The organism is Micromonospora sp. DT15 (genome assembly GCF_049841475.1).
GTDB lineage: Bacteria > Actinomycetota > Actinomycetes > Mycobacteriales > Micromonosporaceae > Micromonospora.
Genome location: NZ_JBNCKJ010000014.1, coordinates 196158 through 213941, shown reverse-complemented (window position 1 = coordinate 213941; position 17784 = coordinate 196158). Strand labels below are relative to the sequence as shown.

The 17784-nt window shown below is 71.8% G+C and carries 16 protein-coding genes; 15 read left to right on the top strand and 1 reads right to left on the bottom strand.

Annotated features, from left to right (window positions below):
• The first annotated feature begins 176 nt into the window (after positions 1-176).
• From ACLQ3F_RS27775 to ACLQ3F_RS27725, 11 genes are all read left to right on the top strand, one after another.
• Entirely contained in the window at positions 177-1238 is a 1062-nt protein-coding gene (locus ACLQ3F_RS27775; protein ID WP_425852383.1) for a sugar transferase, read from the top strand.
• Complete coding sequence (locus tag ACLQ3F_RS27770) at positions 1231-2796, top strand: lipopolysaccharide biosynthesis protein (protein ID WP_425852382.1); 1566 nt, start codon at positions 1231-1233, stop codon at positions 2794-2796. Before ACLQ3F_RS27775 ends, ACLQ3F_RS27770 begins: the two co-directional genes overlap by 8 nt.
• Complete coding sequence (locus ACLQ3F_RS27765) at positions 2793-3641, top strand: class I SAM-dependent methyltransferase (RefSeq protein ID WP_425852380.1); 849 nt, start codon at positions 2793-2795, stop codon at positions 3639-3641. Before ACLQ3F_RS27770 ends, ACLQ3F_RS27765 begins: the two co-directional genes overlap by 4 nt.
• Positions 3641-4492 (top strand): class I SAM-dependent methyltransferase, encoded by an 852-nt coding sequence (locus ACLQ3F_RS27760; protein WP_387349639.1) that lies wholly within the window; start codon positions 3641-3643, stop codon positions 4490-4492. The genes ACLQ3F_RS27765 and ACLQ3F_RS27760 overlap by 1 nt, the downstream gene beginning before the upstream one ends.
• Positions 4492-5799, top strand: a complete 1308-nt coding sequence (locus tag ACLQ3F_RS27755) for a glycosyltransferase family 2 protein (protein WP_425852378.1) — start codon at positions 4492-4494, stop codon at positions 5797-5799. Before ACLQ3F_RS27760 ends, ACLQ3F_RS27755 begins: the two co-directional genes overlap by 1 nt.
• Entirely contained in the window at positions 5792-6958 is a 1167-nt protein-coding gene (locus ACLQ3F_RS27750; RefSeq protein WP_425852376.1) for a glycosyltransferase, read from the top strand. The genes ACLQ3F_RS27755 and ACLQ3F_RS27750 overlap by 8 nt, the downstream gene beginning before the upstream one ends.
• Positions 6955-8271, top strand: a complete 1317-nt coding sequence (locus ACLQ3F_RS27745; protein ID WP_425852375.1) for a hypothetical protein — start codon at positions 6955-6957, stop codon at positions 8269-8271. Before ACLQ3F_RS27750 ends, ACLQ3F_RS27745 begins: the two co-directional genes overlap by 4 nt.
• A complete protein-coding gene (locus ACLQ3F_RS27740; RefSeq protein ID WP_425852373.1) occupies positions 8268-9215 on the top strand; it encodes a glycosyltransferase family 2 protein in 948 nt (315 codons plus the stop codon). Before ACLQ3F_RS27745 ends, ACLQ3F_RS27740 begins: the two co-directional genes overlap by 4 nt.
• Positions 9215-10414, top strand: a complete 1200-nt coding sequence (locus ACLQ3F_RS27735) for a glycosyltransferase family 4 protein (RefSeq protein ID WP_425852371.1) — start codon at positions 9215-9217, stop codon at positions 10412-10414. Before ACLQ3F_RS27740 ends, ACLQ3F_RS27735 begins: the two co-directional genes overlap by 1 nt.
• Positions 10414-12423, top strand: a complete 2010-nt coding sequence (locus ACLQ3F_RS27730) for a hypothetical protein (protein WP_425852369.1) — start codon at positions 10414-10416, stop codon at positions 12421-12423. The genes ACLQ3F_RS27735 and ACLQ3F_RS27730 overlap by 1 nt, the downstream gene beginning before the upstream one ends.
• An 87-nt stretch (positions 12424-12510) precedes the next feature.
• Positions 12511-13374, top strand: coding sequence for a TylF/MycF family methyltransferase (locus tag ACLQ3F_RS27725; protein ID WP_357196362.1), 864 nt, complete (start codon positions 12511-12513; stop codon positions 13372-13374).
• 68 nt (positions 13375-13442) lie between these two features.
• Here the strand turns inward: ACLQ3F_RS27725 and ACLQ3F_RS27720 are convergent, their stop codons facing one another.
• Entirely contained in the window at positions 13443-14489 is a 1047-nt protein-coding gene (locus tag ACLQ3F_RS27720; protein ID WP_425852367.1) for an LCP family protein, read from the bottom strand.
• Between the two features lie 188 nt (positions 14490-14677).
• On the opposite strand from ACLQ3F_RS27720, the gene ACLQ3F_RS27715 reads away from it, so the two are divergent.
• Genes ACLQ3F_RS27715 through ACLQ3F_RS27700 form a run of 4 tightly spaced genes read left to right on the top strand, consistent with a single transcriptional unit; the run spans position 14678 to position 17779 of the window.
• Positions 14678-14827, top strand: coding sequence for a peptidase (locus ACLQ3F_RS27715; protein WP_357207250.1), 150 nt, complete (start codon positions 14678-14680; stop codon positions 14825-14827).
• Positions 14824-15366 (top strand): hypothetical protein, encoded by a 543-nt coding sequence (locus ACLQ3F_RS27710; RefSeq protein ID WP_355006645.1) that lies wholly within the window; start codon positions 14824-14826, stop codon positions 15364-15366. The genes ACLQ3F_RS27715 and ACLQ3F_RS27710 overlap by 4 nt, the downstream gene beginning before the upstream one ends.
• Positions 15356-16909, top strand: a complete 1554-nt coding sequence (locus ACLQ3F_RS27705) for a glycosyltransferase family 2 protein (RefSeq protein ID WP_357207248.1) — start codon at positions 15356-15358, stop codon at positions 16907-16909. Before ACLQ3F_RS27710 ends, ACLQ3F_RS27705 begins: the two co-directional genes overlap by 11 nt.
• Before the next feature lie 6 nt (positions 16910-16915).
• Positions 16916-17779, top strand: a complete 864-nt coding sequence (locus ACLQ3F_RS27700; RefSeq protein WP_357258485.1) for a choice-of-anchor P family protein — start codon at positions 16916-16918, stop codon at positions 17777-17779.
• Positions 17780-17784: the final 5 nt, after the last annotated feature.

The following is a 17784-nucleotide window of genomic DNA, read 5'->3' as shown; positions in this document are numbered from 1 at the left end:
TTCGCCCAACAGTTTGGGTAGCTATGCGAGGTTGAGGACGAGAAGTCCCGTTTTTACCTATCCGGGACTAATGGGGCTTTTGTGACTAGTAGCTTACTTCCGGGGTGCTCGTCCGCATGCCCTCGAACCACCTGACGGAGATGGAGGTCGGCGCGTTGAGAAAGACCCCGGGACCCGTGACCGCGGACTCAGCTCCGTTGCCGGGCAACGACAGCGCAACCTCCCACGACCTCGCCGGGGCACCAGGGTCCGAGACGCGACAACGCCCGGAGATCCCGCTGCAGCTTCAGGAGTTGTTCACCCGCTACGAGCAGGCCACCCGCTCCGACCAGCACAGACGGCGGGCCCGCGTGGTGGTCCTCGAGGCGAACGACGCGGCCACCACACCCGACCGCCTCGACGAGGAGTTCGACGTGGCCGTCCGACTCCCGGTGCCGGTCTGCGCCGAGGACTTCGCCAGGGTGCTGGCCGGCGTCCGCCCTCGACTCCTGTTGCTCAAGCACTCCCTGGAGAGCATCGACGACCGCATCATCACCAGTTGCCTGAGCGCCGGCGTCGAGATCATGGTGCTGGCCCGTCCCGTCTACGGTCTGCTGCGGGCACCCGCGATGGCGCGCTTCGGTGGGCTGCCCTGGATCCGGCTGGGTTCGGGCGGTGCCGGCCGACCCCGAGGCGAGCGGCTCAAGCGGTTCTTCGACCTCGGCGTGATCCTGCTCAGCGCCGTCGTGGTGATCCCACTGATCGCGGTGATCGCCGCCGTGGTGTCGTTCACCGGCCCACCGTTCTACCTTCAGCAACGCGTCGGCACGGGTGGCCGGCCGTTCCGGGTGGTCAAGTTCCGGACCATGCGGGTCGGCGCCGAGCAGACCACCGGCCCGGTCCTGGCCCTGCCGGACGACGTCCGGATCACCCGGCTGGGTCGCTGGCTACGACGGTCCCGGCTGGACGAGTTGCCCCAGCTCTGGAACGTGCTGCGCGGCGAGATGAGCCTCGTCGGGCCTCGCCCGGAACGACCGGAGTTCATCGCCGGCTTCGCCCGGTTGCCCGACTACGACCTGCGGCACCTGATCCGGCCGGGGCTGACCGGCATCGCGCAGCTCACCGGCGGATACGCGGCCACCGTGGAGGAGAAGCTCCGGTGTGACCTGCTGTACCTCAACTGCCGCTCGATGCGGGTCGACCTCACCCTGCTCCTGCTGACAGTGGTCGAGCTGTTCCGGGGGTTCCCTCGTGGCTGACACGACCCACGCCGTCGAAACCCGGGTCACCCGCAACACGGCCAGCATGCTGGCCGCGCGGGTGATCATGGCGGTGTCCGGGCTGGTCTCGGTGCCCGTCATCTACCAGCGCCTCGGGCCGCGGGAGTTCGGGATCTGGGTCGTGCTCGCCGGGCTGCTGGCGATGGCCGCGATGGTCGATCTCGGCCTCGGCTCCGCACTGGTCCGCGAGGTCGCCCGAGCCGAGAGCGCGGCCGACCGGGACCTAGTACGTCGGCTGCTCGGGCTGGGGCTGGGCTGGGCCCTGCTGCTGGGCCTGCTCACCCTCGGGGCGCTCGGTGCCGGCTGGCCGTGGCTCGCCGGGCTGCTGCGCCTCGGTGACCTAACCGACGAGGCGTGGCAGGCGACCCTCTGGCTGGTCGTCGGCCTGGTGGCCGGCGCCGTGGAGCTGCCGTGGCGGGCCGTACTCGAAGGCGGCCAACGGTACGGGTCACTCGCCGCGATCAGCGCCGGCACCGCCATCGTCGGGGCAGCCCTCGCCATCCTGGTGGTACGCCTCGGCGGCGGCCTGGTGGCGCTGGCCGCCTCGGCCGCCGCTACCGGGGCGATCCGTACCCTCCTGCTCGCCGCGACGACCCACCGCCAGTGCCCGGACCTGTCCCCACTGTGGGGGCGAACGGACCTGGCCGACATCCGTCGCGTCGGCGGCTACGGCCTGCGGGTACAGGTCTCCAGTGGCGCCGGCATGGTCAACGTGGAGCTGGACCGCCTCGTCCTCGGTGGCGCCTTCGGCCCCGCCGTGGCCGGCGGTTTCGACCTGGGCAGTCGCCTGCTCAACCTGCTCCGTCTGCCCCCGGGTTTCGCCCTCATCGTGCTGTTCCCCGCGGCGGTCGCCCGCACGGTGTCCCGGGGCACCGGCTGGCTGGACCGGTTCTACCTGGCCACCACCCGGTACCTCGCGCTGTTCCTGGCCCCGGCCACCGCCGCGCTGATGGTCAGCGCCGATCCGCTGGTCCGGCTCTGGCTGGGCCACCAGGTCCCGTGGGCCGCGGCGAACATCATGATCCTCGCGCCCGCGTACGCCCTCAACCTGATCACCGGGGCGGCGACGATCGCGGCCCGCGCCGAGGGCCGTCCCGGGTTGGAGACGCGGTACGTACTGCTCTCCGTCGTCCTCAACCTGGTCCTGACCGTGCCGCTGCTGCTGTTGTGCGGGCCGCTCGGCGTACCGCTGTCGACAGCGGTGGCGGTGGTGCTCAGCACCGGGTACTTCCTGGTCCACTTCCACAGCGCCACGTCCCGGCCGCTGGCCCCGCTGGCGCGGGCGATCTGGCCGCCGCTCGCCGCGGCTGTCGCGGCCGGGTTGGTCACGGCGGCGGCCAGCCAGTTCCTGCCGGACGGTCCGGGACGCCTCGACGCCGCCCTCGCCGTGTCATCCCGGGCGGGTCTGACAGTGCTCGTCGCCGGCGCGCTGCTGATCGCCGGCGGGCACCTGGGCGCAAGCGACCGGATGCGACTGCACCGGCTGCTGCGCGCGCCGACGGCAGTGCTGTCGCCGAGCACGGGCGGTCCGCGATGAGCGTCGACCACCGCACCGCGCGGTGCGTGCTGTGTGGGCCACGGCAGGCCCACCTGCCCCGACTCGGCGGGCTGCTACGCCGCTGCGAAGGCTGCGGCTTCAGCTGGACCGCGCGGGAACAGGCCACCGAGGACGGGCGATACGACGAGGACTACTTCGCCGAAGGTGGTTACGACGACTACTTCCGGGCCGCGCCACGCCGGTTCGAGGCACGGCGGCGGCTGCGCTGGCTGCTCTCCACAGTCCGCCCCACAGTCCTTCTCGAAGCCGGTCCCGCCGGCGGCTACTTCCTCGAAGCCGCCCACCAGGCCGGGATCACCGCCAGCGGCATCGAAGTCAGCCACGCCGCCGCCAGCTTCGCCCGCGACCACCTCCACATGCCCGTACGCCAGGGCTACTTCGAAACCATCGCACCCACCCTCACCGCCGACGTCGTCTGCGCCTTCCACGTCCTCGAACACGTCGAAGACCCCCGCGCCTTCCTGCACGCCGCACACACCGCCCTCACCCCCGGCGGCTGGCTCGCCCTCGAAGTACCCAACATCGCCTCCGCCGCCGCCAACCGACTCGGCACCGACTGGCCGGGCCTGCAACCGCGCTGGCACCGCTGGCACTTCACCCCCGACACCCTGGTCCGCCTGGTGACCGACCTCGGCTTCGAGGTGGTCCGGCAGGACACCACCGTCTTCCGCTACTACATGCCGCTCGCCTACCGGCTGCGGCACGCCCGACATCTACTCCCCGCCGACGTGCTCGGGCTCCGCTCACCGCGGTTGACCCACCCACGCCTCGGCGACCTGCTCCGGGTGATCGCCCGGGCGCCACGAACCGGACGGAGCACCTGATGAAACTCGATGGGATCGAGCTGGTCCGCTGCCAGCTCTGCGGCCGCGCCGGTGGGCACTCGCCGACCCTCGGCGAGCTGCTGTGGAGCTGCCCGGACTGCGGCTTCGTGTGGACCGCGGGCAGCGCCCCGGCTCCCGAGGAGCTGTACGACGAGGCCTACTACACGACGGACGGGTACCAGGACTACTTCGCCTCCGCCGGTCAGCGCCGGTTCGAGGCGAGCCGACGGTTGCGCTGGCTGCTCTCCACCGTCCGCCCCACAGTCCTTCTCGAAGCCGGCTGCGCGGGGGGTTACTTCCTCGAAGCCGCCCACCAGGCCGGGATCACCGCCAGCGGCATCGAAGTCAGCCACGCCGCCGCCAGCTTCGCCCGCGACCACCTCCACATGCCCGTACGCCAGGGCTACTTCGAAACCATCGCACCCACCCTCACCGCCGACGTCGTCTGCGCCTTCCACGTCCTCGAACACGTCGAAGACCCCCGCGCCTTCCTGCACGCCGCACACACCGCCCTCACCCCCGGCGGCTGGCTCGCCCTCGAAGTACCCAACATCGCCTCCGCCGCCGCCAACCGACTCGGCACCGACTGGCCCGCCATCGCTCCCGCGTACCACCGCTGGCACTTCACCCCGGACACGCTGAGCCGGATGCTCGTGGAGTCCGGGTTCCGGGTGATCTCCCACGACACGGTCTTCTCCCGGTTCTACTGGCAACCGGCGGCACGGCTGCGCAACGCCCGCGATCTGCTGGTCGCCGACGTCGCCGCCAGCAGGTCGCCCCGGGTGACGCACCCACAACTCGGCGACCTGCTGCGGATCTTCGCCCGCCGCGACGACCGGGCGGTGTCCTGATGGCCGCCCCGCTGCTGTCGGTGCTCCTGATCAGCTGGAACACCCGCGAGCAGACCCGGCAGTGCCTGGAGTCGCTGGCCTCGACCGTCGACCCCGACCTGGACTACGAGGTGGTGGCCGTCGACAACGGCTCATCCGACGGCTCGGCCGAGATGCTCACCGACCAACCCCGGGTCCGGCTGATCCGCAACAACCACAACACCGGGTTCGCCGCCGCCGTCAACCAGGCGTACCGCCGGGCGAACGGGCAGTTGATCCTGCTGCTCAACAGCGACATCCGGTTCCACCCCGGCGCGCTGTCGCGGATGATCGACCACCTCCGGAAGCGGCCGGACGTGGCGGGGGTCAGCCCGCTGTACCTCAACCCGGACGGCACCTTCCAGCAGCACTACGTCCAACAGCCCAGCTTCACCGCCACCATCGCGCTGGTGACCGCGCTGCGCCGGCTGCCCGGGTTCCGCCAGGCGCTGCACCGGTTCCAGATGCGCGGCGAGGACTTCAGCCGTCCCCGGCAGCTCGCCTCAGGCAGCTGCATGCTGCTGCGCCGCTCGGTGCTCGGACAACAGACCATCTTCGACGAGGCGTTCCCCGTCTACTGGAACGACGCGGTCCTCGCGCGGCAGCTCGACCAGGCCGGACACCAGCTGTGGATGCTCCCGGACGCCGTGGTGACGCACAGCCGGGGCGCGTCCTGCCGGCTGCTCGGGCCGACCATCCGCTTCCGACACCTGCTGGGCAGCCTGGTCGGGTATCTGCGGCTGACCCAGCCCCGGTACCGGTTGCCGGTGTTCCGGGCCGCGCTGCTCGCCGACCACCTGGTCAAGCGGCTCTTCGGTCGATCCGTACAGCTGGGCCTGAGCGACCTGCTCGCCGCGCTGCGCGGCGACGTCGGTCCGCTGCCCGACGGTGACACCCGCGACTGGGTGGTGCTGTTCAGCCGTACCCGATGGTCCGTCGACAGGCATTCGGCGGTGCTGGGGCAGTTGGCGCCCGGGCAACGGTTGCTCTTCGTCGACCCACCGGGACGCCGGCCGCGCTGGCGGTGCGAGGTGACCCCGATCGGTGCGGCGGCCTGGCACGCCGTCGCACCGACAGCGCTGCCGCTGGGTGATTCGGTGCCGCTTCTCAACTGGATCAACCGGCGGATCGCGGCCGGCGCGCTGCGTGGCTGGCTGGACCGGCACGCGGGCGCCCGACTGCTGCGACTCGACGACGAGCGCGCCCGCCCGGTGCTCGGCCGCCTCGGCGAGGACGAGTTGCTGCCCGCCGGAGCGCCACGGTCGATGGAACGGTCCGGCCGTGGCTGAGCACACCAGCACCGTGCAACCGGCGACCGCGGCTGTCGTGCCGCCCGCCGACGGCGACCGCGACTGGGTGGTCATCTTCAGCGGCACGCCGTGGGCGAATGGCGCCCACCGGCAGCACGCGCTGGCCCGCGAGCTGGCCGTCGACCACCGGGTGCTCTTCGTCGACCCGGCCGGGCATCTCCCGCGCTGGCGGGTCCAGGTCCGGGAGGTGGCCGACGGCCTGTGGCAGTGCGCCGGGCCGGCGCTGCTGCCGTTCGGTAGGCACCTGCCTCCGGTCAACCGGGTCAACCGCTGGCTCGCCGCGCGGGTGCTGCGCCGCTGGTTCCGGCGGCGGGAGGCATCCGTCCGACTGCTCTGGCTGGACGAGGACCTGGCCGCGCCGGTCGCCGCCCGGCTGGACGCGTCCGCCGTCGTCTACGACGCCACCGACCTGGACTGGACGTTCACCCGCCCCTGGAACCGTTGGCATCTGCGCCGCGCGCTGCGCTCCGCCGTCGGCGCCGCCGACCTCGTCCTCGCCTCGTCCACCGCGCTACCCGACCGGATGCCCAGCTCCGACCCGGCACCGGTGGTCCTGGCGAACGGATGCGACCCGGACCGCTTCTCGCCGGACGGCCCGGTCGCACCCTGGTTGCTCAGCCTGCGCCGACCCCTGATCGGCTACAGCGGGGCGGTCGACACCCGGGCCTTCGACGCGGACCTGGTCGCCTCGGTAGCGCGCGCCCACCCGGAGTGGACGTTCGTGTTGGTCGGCCCGTCCACCCGGGCCGGCCGTGCCCCGCTCGCCGGACTGTCCAACGTGGTGCTTGTCGACGCCGTCCGCTTCGCGGACGTGCCGGGCATTCTGCGGGCCTGCGACGTCACCATGATCCCCTACCGGGTGGGTGGGCTGATCGACTACGTGCACCCGAAGAAGTGCTACGAATACCTGGCCCTCGGCAAGCCCGTCGTCGCGACGCCGCTGCCGGCGCTGCGGTCCCTGGGCGACACCATCGCCCTCGCCGGCGACCCGGCGAGCTTCGCCGCAGCGCTGGCCGACGCGCTGGACCGCGCCGGCGCGCCCGACGACGCCGCCCGACGCCGAGAGGTCGCCACCCGCAACAGCTGGTCCGCGCGGGGCGTCCAGCTGCGTTCCCTGTTGGCGGGGTTGCCGCGATGAGAGTACCCATCGTCGCGCCCGGTGTGGTGCTCGCCGGCGCCGCGCTGGGCGGTGTGGTGACAGTGGTGACCCTGCTGCCCGGCCCGGTCGGCCTGGCCGCCGCCGTCGGAGTGCTGTGTTTCGGCGCGTTCCTGCTCTGGCCCTGGGCCGTGCTGCCGGTCGGCATCATCGGCGGCGCCGTGGTGGGTGCTGTGCTCAGCGGCGGCGACGTGCGCGGCTACATCGCGGTGAAGGTGCTGCTGCTGGCCGCCGGCGGCGCCGCGCTGGCCACCCGCCACTGGCTCGGGGCGGAGCGGGGCATCCGGCGTACCGCCGCCGACGTGGGGATGCTGGTCCTGGTCGGGTTGACAGTCGTGGCGGCCACCTACGGCCTGGCCGTCGGCAACCTCCCGGCGGAGGTGCTGGTCGCCGCGTACCAGGTGGCCACGATCCCGGTGTACTTCTTCGTCGCCACCCACACCCTCACCACGCCCCGTCGGATCCTCGCCGCCGGCATCCTGTACGTGGTGCTGGCGGGGGCCTTCACCGCCATCTCGGTGACGGCACCGGGGCGCCACGGCGGGCTCATCACCCTCATCGCCATCCCCGCGCTGATCTGGATCGCCGGTCGGGTGCGGGGTTGGCGTCGAGCCGGTGCCCTCCTGCTCGGCGGGTTCTTCGCCGTCGACGTGCTCCTCGCGTCGTACCGGGGCATCTGGCTCGCCGCGGCACTGACCGGGCTGATCATGCTGGTTCGTGGCGGTCGCACGGTCCGCACCGGCCTGGCCGCCACTGCCGCGGCGGCGGTCGCGGTGGCCGCGATCCTGGCCCTGCAACCAGGGGTACGGGAGCGCGCCACGGAGATCACCAAGGGGTTCGAGCAGTCCGCCGGTTACCGGGGAGTGGAGTCCGAGGTGGGCCTGGGCGTCTTCGCCGACCAGCCGTTGGTCGGGGCGGGCCTCGGACAGACCACGCCGGACATCTACCTGTCCGGCTTCACCTTCACCGACGTCGGTCCGGTGTACCACGCCTTCTACGTCACGGTGCTGGCCAACCTCGGGCTGGTCGGCCTCCTGCTGGTCCTCTGGCCGATCCTGCGCAGCATCCGCGTCGGCCTGCAAAGTCGGGACGGGATCGCGCTGCCGTTCGCGGCGCTGTGCTGCGGTTTCCTGGCCGCCGCCCTCTTCGCCGCGCCGACCGACGGGCACTGGGAGCTGGGCCTGTTGCCGGCGCTGACCCTCCTCACGGCACACCACGAGGGGGCGCGGCTGCCGCGAACCGCCCGACCGCCGCTGCTGCGCGGCGTCCTGACCCGAACGGGTGTGGCGGCATGAGCGCGGCCGACGCCACCGCGGTGGTGGTCACCCACAACTCGGCGGGACAGATCGTCGCCGCCCTGACCGCGCTGCGGCAGGCGCAGGTGCCGGTGCGGTTGGTGGACAACGCCTCCACCGACGGCACTGTCGACCTCGTCCGACGCCGCTTCCCCGAGGTGACGGTCCTCGCCAGCCCCACCAACACCGGGTTCGCCACCGCCGTGAACCGGGCCGCCGCCGGGGTCCACACCGACGTCGTGCTCCTGGTCAACCCGGACTGCGTGGTCACCCCCGGCGCGGTGGCGGAACTGGTCCGGGTGCTGCGCGACCGACCGTCGGTGGGCATCGCGGGGCCACGGCTCACCGACGCGCACGGCCGGGTCGCGATCAGCGCCCACCGGTTCGAATCCCTCGGCACGGTGCTGGCCAGCCGGTTCGGTGGGTCGCTGGTGCCGGTCTCGCTGCGCCGGTTGCTCAGCGGTCGGCAGCGCCGGGCCGCATACGACGCCTGTGTACGCGGGGCGCAGCCGGTGGCCGTGGACTGGCTCTCCGGTGCCTGCCTGGCGGTACGTCGCCACCTGTTCGAGGCGATCGGCGGCCTCGACGAGGGCTACTTCCTGTACTACGAGGACGAGGAGTTGTGCCTCCAGGCTGCCCGGCACGGCGCCCAGGTGCTGTACGTGCCCTCGGTGACCGCCGTGCACACCGGCGGGGCGAGCAGCTCCGACCCGGCCTGGATCTGGCCCCACCTGTACCGCAGCATGCTGCGGTTCTTCGCCCGCCACCGCGCCGGCACCCTGCGCGCGGTACGCGGCGTGGTGCTGCTGCGCGCGCTGATCGGCATCGGACTGGCCGGGGCGCGGATGCCATTGCAACCCCGGGCCGGGACGGCCCGGCTGCGCGCCTGGACCCGCGTCAGCCGAATCGCCGTCACCCGACCTGAAACGAGAGGAGGAGCGTGATGCACGTCCTGACAACGGTCGTCGGCAAGCGCACCGAACACTGGACGGACCTGTTCGACGTCCTGTGCGAACAGCCGGACGTCACCCTCACGGTGCTCGCCGCGGACGTGTCCCCGGCGACCCGACGCGAACTGGCCCGGCTGGCCCGTCGACACCACCGGCTGCGGTACCACGTCGTCCCGCATCTGCTCGGCGAGTCGCTGACGGGGCACATGGCCTCGGTGCTGTTCCGGCTGCCCGGCCAGCACGACGTGACCACCGTCCGCCCGGACATCCTGCACGTCATCGGCGAGGCCGCCTACCTCACCACCTGGCAGGCGCTGCGGCTGCGTCAACGCTGCTGGGCCGGGGTGCCCACCACGTTGTACGCCGCGCAGAACGTGGTCACCCGCTTTCCGGTGCCGTTTCCCCGGATCGAGCGACAGTCCTACCTCTCCGTCGACCACGCCTTCCCGATCACACCCGCGGCGCTGAATGTGCTGCGGATCAAGGGTTACCGGGGCCCGGCCACGATCGTGCCGCTCGGCGTGGACACCCGGATGTTCCGGCCGCTGCCGACCGATCCGGTCGCGCGCCCGTTCACTGTCGGGTTCGTCGGGCGGTTCGAGCCGCACAAGGGAGTGGTCGACCTGCTACGAGCCGCCGAGCTGATCGACTGCGACGTGTCGCTGGTCGGGGAGGGCAGGCTCGGCGCCGAGATCGAACGGGCCGCCGCGCGCCGACCGGGCCGGGTGCACCGGCACGGCTGGGCCGGGCACGCCGAGTTGCCCACGCTGCTGAACGACATGGACGTGTTGGCGATGCCATCGATCGAGGTGGTGCAGCGCAACACCCTGCCGTGGATCGGTATCCCGCTGCGCGAGCAGTTCGGCCGGGTGCTGGTCGAGGCGATGGCCTGTGGCGTACCCGTCGTGGGCAGCGACGTCGGTGAGATCCCCCACGTGGTGGGCGACGCCGGTCTCGTCTTTCCCGCCGGCGACGTCTCCGCGCTCGCCGCGCGCCTCGCGCGGCTGCGCGACGACCCGGCGCTCTCCGGCCAGTTGGCCAACCGTGGGTTGGCCCGCGCCGGCGCCGAGTTCGGCTGGGACCGGATAGCCGAGACACTCTGCACGACCTGGCGCGGACTGCGGTCCCCGGCACGGTCGCTGCGCACATCGCCCGCCGAGGCCGGGCACCCAACCAGAGAGGCGATCGCCTGATGAGCGCGTCGATAGATGTCAAAGGCCTGCTCGGTGCCTCCTGGCGCCGGGTGGGCGTACCGCTGCTCGGCCTGTGCGCGGGCCTGGCCGCCGCCCAGGGAGTGACCCAGCTCCTCCCGGCGCGCTACGAGGCGGAGGCCTCGGTGCTGGTCAGTGCCGAGCAGACCAGCGAGGACAGACCGGCGGATCTGGCCCTCGCGCAGAACCTCACGCCCACCATCGCCCGACTGGTCGGGTCCCGGGAGGTAGCGCTGGAAGCGGCGCGTTCACTGCAACTTCCCGAGCGGGCCGTGCTCGGTCACGTCAGCGGCGAGTACGAACTGGGCCTCCAGATCATCACCGTGCACGCGAGCGCCGGCACCGGCACGCAGGCCGCCGCGATCGCGAACGCCGCCTCCCGCGCTGTCAGTCAACAGCTGGGCCGCCTGGACATGGGCGGTTCCACCAGCATCAACGCACGGGTTCTCGACACCGCCAGCCCGCCGGCCCGGCCGGCCTTCCCGAGGCCGCTGCTGAACGGCGTGCTCGGAGCCCTGGCCGGGCTGCTGGCCGGTTGGGGGGCGACCATGCTGCGCGACCGGTTCGACAGCCGGCTGCGCGACATCGGCCAGATCGAGGCGCGCCTGGGCCTGCCGGTGGTCGGGGTGCTGCCGAAGCTGCCGCGCCGCTTCGCCCGCCATCACGCCGCCGCGCTGTACGCCCGCACCAACGTCGCCGACGCGGTGCGAGCCACGATCTCGACGCTCAGTGTGCTCACCGCTCCCCTGCCCCGTCGTCGGCTGCTGGTGACCAGCGCGCACGACGACGACGGCAAGGCGTTGGTGACCGCCCTGCTCGGTCTCGGCATGGCCGATGAGCACTGTCGGGCCACGCTGGTGGACGGGGCGGTACGCGACCCGGTGCTGTCGGGACACTTCCCGGAGGCACCGCACACCTGGCAGCAGGTGCTGGCCCAGAAGTGCCCGCCGGTGCGCCTGGTCGACTTCCCCACCCTGACCGTGCTGCCGGCCGAGCCCCGCGAGGGCGCCGACACGGAGGCCCTGCACGAGCTGGGCGGCCTGCTCAACGCGCTGGGCGAGGACGAGGACTGCGTGATCGTCCACGCGCCGCCGATCCTGGCCGGACGGGAGATCTCGGCGTTCGCCCAGCACGCGGACGGCGTGCTGCTGGTCGTCCGCGCCGGCCGGACGAACCTGGACGACAGCACCCGGGCGGCCCGACTCGTGCAACAGCTCGGGCTGCCGCTGGCGGGGGTCGTGGTCATCGGAGCGGTGCCCCGACCGGACCACCGGTCGAGCAGCGAGCAACCGGCCCTGGTGCCGGGCGCGGCCCAGGATGCCCTGGCGCTGCCGGCGACGAAGGCGGGCGCTCAGGGCGCGGTCATCCGTGAGCTGGTCAGCGCCCTGGTCGAGGACAAGTCTGGGCCGCCCGGACGGCACCGCCGACAGAGCTCGGGTGAGTCGGCCACGGCCGGCAGGACCGTCGAGGGTAGGACGGTCGAGGGCACGACGGTCGAGCGCACGCCCGTCCACCGCAAGCCGGTCGCAAGCGCGACGGCTGGCGGCGTGCCGGTCGAGCGTCACCCGGTCGAGAGCACCGGGGGCGGCGTCGTGGCGCCCCCGGAGGCACCGGCCGAGCCGACCCGGATCGAGGATGCCATCACCCAGCCGAACCCGGTGGTGACGGATGCCCCGGACCGGCCCGAGCACGTGCCGACGCCCACCGCCCAGCCCGAGCCCGCAGCTCCGGCCTGGGGTGGCTCCCCCGCCGTGGCGGGTGTTCTCGGCCGACCGTTGGCCCGGCCCGAGACGGCCTGGCGGTCACCGGTGGTGGAGGCAGCGCTGCCGGAGCCTTCCCCGGACGCCCCGATGGCGAACCACACGGACAGCTGGCCGGCCTTCGGGCAGGAGTTGCTGGCCGCCGGGCGGCCGAGCGCGGAACGACCCTCCACCGGGCCCATCGTGCTGCGACGGGCGGTAGCCGTCGGCGACGCCGATCGCCGCGGCTGACGACGGCCGGAGCAACGGTCGGCGGCCCGCCCACGACAGGCGGCCCGCCCAGCTGGCTACAAACGACACTGAGAAGGAGACAGGCCGATGAGTGAGATGTTGATACCCACACAGGCGTCCGAGCCGTCGCTGGACGACCCCCGCGCCCTCTACTGCGATCTGCTCAAGAAGGCGTTGACCCGCTACGTCTTCCGCGAGACGTGGATGCCGTACCAGCCACGTCAGGGCTCCCTGCACGGCCGGATCCTTCAGCACGGCCGGCACCTGCTGCGACGCAAGGGCCTGGAGCTGGTGCTCCAGTTCCCGTTCGACGCGGAGGCGCGGGCCACCGGCCGGGACTGGCCGCCGGAGGCCGAGACCATGATCGGGCTGCGGCGGCTGGACAACCTGGAGCGATGCGTCAAGGACGTGTTGGAGCGGGGCGTGCCCGGTGACCTGATCGAGACCGGTGTGTGGCGGGGCGGGGCGGTCATCTTCATGCGCGGGATGCTGCGCGCCTACGGCGACCGGGACCGGACGGTGTGGGTCGCGGACTCGTTCCGCGGCCTGCCGAAGCCGGCTCCCCACCGGGTCGAGGACGTCGAGGACGCGCTCTGGCAGGTGCCCTTCCTGGCGGTGTCGTTGGAGCAGGTGAAGGCGAACTTCGAGCGGTACGGGCTACTCGACGGCCAGGTCCGGTTCCTCAAGGGCTGGTTCTCGGACACCCTGCCGACAGCGCCGGTGGAGCAGATCTCGGTGATGCGTCTCGACGGGGACCTCTACGACTCGACGATGGTCGCGCTGCGCTCGCTCTACCCGAAGCTCTCCGTCGGAGGCTACGTGATCATCGACGACTACCACGCGGTACGTGGCTGCAAGCAGGCCGTCGACGACTTCCGCGCCGAACACGGCATCGAGGACGAGCTGCACCAGGTGGACTGGACCTGCCGCTACTGGCGGCGGTCGCGCTAGACCTGGCCCCACAGAAGTCGGCGGGTGGGGGTCCTGGGGACCTCTCACCCGCCGACTTTTCCTCGTGCTCAGTTGACCGGCGGCGCCTGCGGGTTGGCCGCGACCCACTGCGCCACCCGGTCCTCGCGCAGTGCGGCGAAGAGCGCCGGGGCCCGGGCCTCGTCCAGCCGCACCGCGGACCCGGCCGGGGTCTGCAGGTTCGCGTCACTGAACGGGACGGTGACGAACTGGACGGTCTCCGGCTTCACCTTGCGCAGCACGAGGGCGAGGTCGGTGAGGTTCAGGTCGCGGTCGACGACAAGCGATTCGGCAGCGGTGGTGAGCACCCGGTCGAGGCGGGTCGGGCTGGTGAGCAGATCTGTCGCGGTGACCCGTTCGGCCAGGGCGCGTACCACGAGCTGTTGGTCGTGGATGCGGCCGAAGTCTCCGCCGGGCACGCCGTGCCGCTGCCGCATCAGGTCGTCGGCCGCCTTGCCGTCCAGGTCGTGGCAGCCCGCGGGCCAGGTGGTGCCGGTGTCCGAGGACTTGACGGTGTACGGCAGGCACACGTTGATCCCCTCCACCGCGTCCACCAGCTTGCGGACGGCGGCGAAGTTGGCCACCAGCACGCCGTCGAGTGGTAGCCCGGTGAGCTTGGCGACCGTCTCGGCGGCCAGGGCGGCCCCGCCGAACGCGAACGCGGCATTGATCTTGTTGGGGCCGCCGGCCCAGGCCTGCCCCGCCGCGGGCACGTCGACGTAACTGTCCCGGGGGATGGAGACGACGGTGGCCGCCTCTCGCGCGGCGTTGACGTGCACCAGCATGATGGTGTCCGACCGCTGCCCGGGGTAGAGGGCCTGGTCCGGCTCGCCGTCGCGGGAGTCCGACCCGAGCAGCAGCAGATTGAGCGGCCCCGACTCCCACCGGCGGTCGTCGTGGGTGCCCTGGCCGAGGATGTCCTCGCGCTGGACCCGGCCCTCGTACCGGTGCTTCAAACCGAAGCCGACGGTGACGAGGCCCGCGCAGAGCACGCCGAACATCAGGAGCAGGGCGAGGCCCGCCTTCTTCCACCCGGCCATCGCCCGCCACCTCGACGGCGCCGGCGTGGCCGTGCGTCCGGGGATACCGGTCACCATGTTGACCACCTCTGCACGAACTATCGGGACGCTGAACCTGTTGTGTGGCAAGGGATGCAGCCGCTCGGGACACGTGCCTGCCGCACTCGTGAAGCATTTAATCACTCTTTAGGGTCTCTATGCCGCTTTATCCCGTTTGCCCGGTTTTGCAATGCCATTCTGGCCTTCGAGTTAGCGAGGGAGTTGGCATGTACGGAGTACCTACCAAGGGGCCACACATCGGAGGTGGCCTTGCCGCCACCGGGGTTGCCGTTCAGTCCTGGTTGCTGGTCGGCGTCGGGCTGGTAGTGCTGGGTATGGCACTGTGGCTCGTCGCCATGTTGGGCCGCGAGCGATGACAGGTTCCCGACGCGGGTCGTGGCTGCGCGCCAGCGCAGGTGGCCTGATCGGAGTCGCCGCCGCCGTCGCCATGCTCTGGCGGTGGCACGACATCGCCAGCGCGGAGGCGTGGCTGAACGCCCATCTCGTCAACGCCGTCGGGTTGGCGGACACCAAATCCATCGGCGCGGCCGTGATCTTCCCACTGGACGAGCGCTGGGTCGGCTTCATGGTCTCCAGCGGCTGCTCGGTCGCGATGTTGCTGATCCCGCCGATCGTGCTCGCGTCGACGTTGATCGGGTTCCGCCGCATCTCCCTGACGCGTGGACTCAACGCCCTGGCGATGGCCGTCGCGCTGCTGGTCACGGTGAACCAGATCCGACTCGGCGCGGTGGTGGTCTCGATGCAGACCTGGGGCTTCAAACTGGGCTACGAACGCAGCCACGTGCTGATCGGCTCGGTGATCACGACCGCCGGTCTGATCGCCGTCACGATCCTCTTCGTGGTCCTGGTCAGCCGGACCAAGCGGATCTCCGGGACGGTCGCCGGTGTCCACTGAGACGCAGTCGCTCGCCCTGCTCAACACCGCGGCGTTCCTGCTGTGCGTCAGCTTCTGCGCGTACGTGCTGAGCATCCTGGTGTTCCACCTGAAGAGCGGACGTAGTCGGGGCGGCAGCCCGGACGGCTTCGACTGGCACATCATCGTGCCGTGCCGCAACGAGGCGTCGGTCATCGGCGACACCGTGCGGCGTCTGCTCTGCGACTTCCCGCAGGCGACCGTCTGGTGCGTCGACGACGCGTCCGACGACGGCACGCTGGCCGAACTGGCGGCCTTCACCGACCAACCGCGGGTGCACGTGATCCAGCGTCAGCTACCGGACGCGCGACAGGGCAAGGGCGCCGCGCTCAACGCCGCCTGGCGACGCATCGATCAGTCGTTGCCCGCCAACGCGGACCGCAGTCGGGTGATCGTCGGGGTCCTGGACGCGGACAGCCGACTCGACCCCCAGGGTCCGGTGGCCCTCTCCGGCCGTCAGTACTTCGGCTCGGCGCAGGTCGGGGCGGTCCAGGTGGAGGTGCGGATGCTCCAGTGCGCGCCGCGCCGGTACGCAGAGCCGACCGAGGTCAGTCGCTGGGGACGGCTGCTGATCCGGCTCCAGGACATGGAGTTCCGCGCCCCGATCGCCGCCATGCAGTCGCTACGGCGACGCACCGGCAGCGTGGCGATGGGCGGCAACGGGCAGTTCACCCGACTGTCCCTGCTCAACGAGATCGCCGACCAGCACGGCACACCGTGGCACGGCGCCCTCCTGGAGGACTTCGAGCTGGGCCTGCACATCCTGCTGGCCGGGGGTCGTACCGAGTACTGCCCGGAGAGCTGGGTGGCCCAGGAGGCGCTGACCCGGATCCGCCCGCTGGTGCGGCAACGCACCCGCTGGGCCCAGGGGTCGATGCAGTGTGGCCGCTACCTCGGCAGGGTGCTGCGCTCGCCACGAATCCGCAACTCGGCCACCCTGGAGATCGCCCACTTCCTGGCCGCGCCGTGGACCCAACTGCTCGGCACGCCGATCTACATCGCCTGCCTGGTGGTGATGTCCTACTACATCGACAACACGATGGGTGGACTGCGCGGCTGGTGGAGCAGTGGCGGCTGGGGCGTACCCCCGTTGGTGCTCGTCTTCGGCATCGGACCCTTCGCCCTGTGGGGCATCGTCTACCGGATCCGTTGTGAGCCGCAGCTGTCGATTCCCAAGGCCCTGCTGCTCGGCGCCTGCCACTGGCTGTACAGCTACGCCCAGTCAGTGGCGGTCTGGCTGGCCTTCGCCCGCATGGTGACGGCCCGCACGGACTGGCAGAAGACCGCCCGCGCCTCCGATCCGCAGCCGGCCCCGGCTCGGGCCGTGGGTCGAGTGGCCGTCGGCCAGACGGCCGTGGGCCGGGCCGCCGTGCCGGCCCAGCCGCGCCGGGCCCAACCGGCACGCCGGTCGGGCCGCAACGACGGGCCACGGTCGATCCGACCGCCCCGGCACCTGAGCCACCTCGAACACCTCACCACCACCCCCACCACAGACCGCCCCGCAATCGCCCACATCAGAAAGTAGACATCTATGCCACGAGTTAGATCCGGTCTCGCCCGCACCGCCGCGGTGCTGGCCGGTGGTCTCGCCATGGTCGTCCTGGCGGCCTCTCCGGCGATGGCCGACACCTCCCAATCCTCCGCCTCGGCGCTTCAGATCAGCCTGCTCGGTGGTGGCCTCGCCAGCTCCGGCACGGCGTCGGCCACCAACGACGGCACCACCGAGTCGATCTCCGGTAACCAGAATCCCCCACTGGCCGTTCTCGGCGCGCAGACAGTCATCACCGCCGGGGTGCTCGCCCAGAACGTCCGGGCCTTCAACGACGGCACCTCGGCGGCCTGCGCCGGTGTGCTCGGCACCGGCGGCTCGATCACCATCGGTCCCGGCGGGTCGTGCCTCGTCACGCCCGGCGCGGCGGTGACGCTGACCCTCGGTACCAGTGGCCTCGCCACGATCTCGCTCGTCGCCGACGCCATCTACTCGTCGTGCACCGCCACCAGCAGCCCGTCGGCGACCGGCACCGCGTCCCTGGTCAACGCCCGGATCGTCTCGACGCTGCTGGGTGTCGAGACGACGCTGCTCAACCTTCCGGTCAACCCGGCGCCGAACACCGGGCTGAGCATCCCGGGTCTGATCGACCTGACCCTCAACGGCCAGTCCACCTCGGGCGTCGGTCAGCTCACCGTCAATGCGCTGAACCTGACGGCGCTCGGTGGAGCGCTGGCCGGGGTCAGCATCGGCACGTCGAGCTGTGGCGCCAACGCGGTCGCTCCGCCCATTCCGGTGATCCCGCTCGCCGGGGCACCGCTCGCGCTCGGTCTCGGCGCACTCGTGGCCGGCACCACCGGCGGGTTCTCGCTCTACCGGCGTCGCCGCGCGGCTGCCAGGAGCTGACACCG

What these genes read in the sequence shown, in the direction of transcription:
- ACLQ3F_RS27765 (WP_425852380.1), top strand. Translation starts at nt 2,793, where the DNA reads ATGAGCGTCGACCACCGCACCGCGCGGTGCGTGCTGTGTGGGCCACGG.
- ACLQ3F_RS27760 (WP_387349639.1), top strand. Translation starts at nt 3,641, where the DNA reads ATGAAACTCGATGGGATCGAGCTGGTCCGCTGCCAGCTCTGCGGCCGC.
- ACLQ3F_RS27755 (WP_425852378.1), top strand. Translation starts at nt 4,492, where the DNA reads ATGGCCGCCCCGCTGCTGTCGGTGCTCCTGATCAGCTGGAACACCCGC.
- ACLQ3F_RS27745 (WP_425852375.1), top strand. Translation starts at nt 6,955, where the DNA reads ATGAGAGTACCCATCGTCGCGCCCGGTGTGGTGCTCGCCGGCGCCGCG.
- ACLQ3F_RS27740 (WP_425852373.1), top strand. Translation starts at nt 8,268, where the DNA reads ATGAGCGCGGCCGACGCCACCGCGGTGGTGGTCACCCACAACTCGGCG.
- ACLQ3F_RS27735 (WP_425852371.1), top strand. Translation starts at nt 9,215, where the DNA reads ATGCACGTCCTGACAACGGTCGTCGGCAAGCGCACCGAACACTGGACG.
- ACLQ3F_RS27730 (WP_425852369.1), top strand. Translation starts at nt 10,414, where the DNA reads ATGAGCGCGTCGATAGATGTCAAAGGCCTGCTCGGTGCCTCCTGGCGC.
- ACLQ3F_RS27725 (WP_357196362.1), top strand. Translation starts at nt 12,511, where the DNA reads ATGAGTGAGATGTTGATACCCACACAGGCGTCCGAGCCGTCGCTGGAC.
- ACLQ3F_RS27720 (WP_425852367.1), bottom strand. Translation starts at nt 14,489, where the DNA reads ATGGTGACCGGTATCCCCGGACGCACGGCCACGCCGGCGCCGTCGAGG.
- ACLQ3F_RS27715 (WP_357207250.1), top strand. Translation starts at nt 14,678, where the DNA reads ATGTACGGAGTACCTACCAAGGGGCCACACATCGGAGGTGGCCTTGCC.
- ACLQ3F_RS27710 (WP_355006645.1), top strand. Translation starts at nt 14,824, where the DNA reads ATGACAGGTTCCCGACGCGGGTCGTGGCTGCGCGCCAGCGCAGGTGGC.
- ACLQ3F_RS27700 (WP_357258485.1), top strand. Translation starts at nt 16,916, where the DNA reads ATGCCACGAGTTAGATCCGGTCTCGCCCGCACCGCCGCGGTGCTGGCC.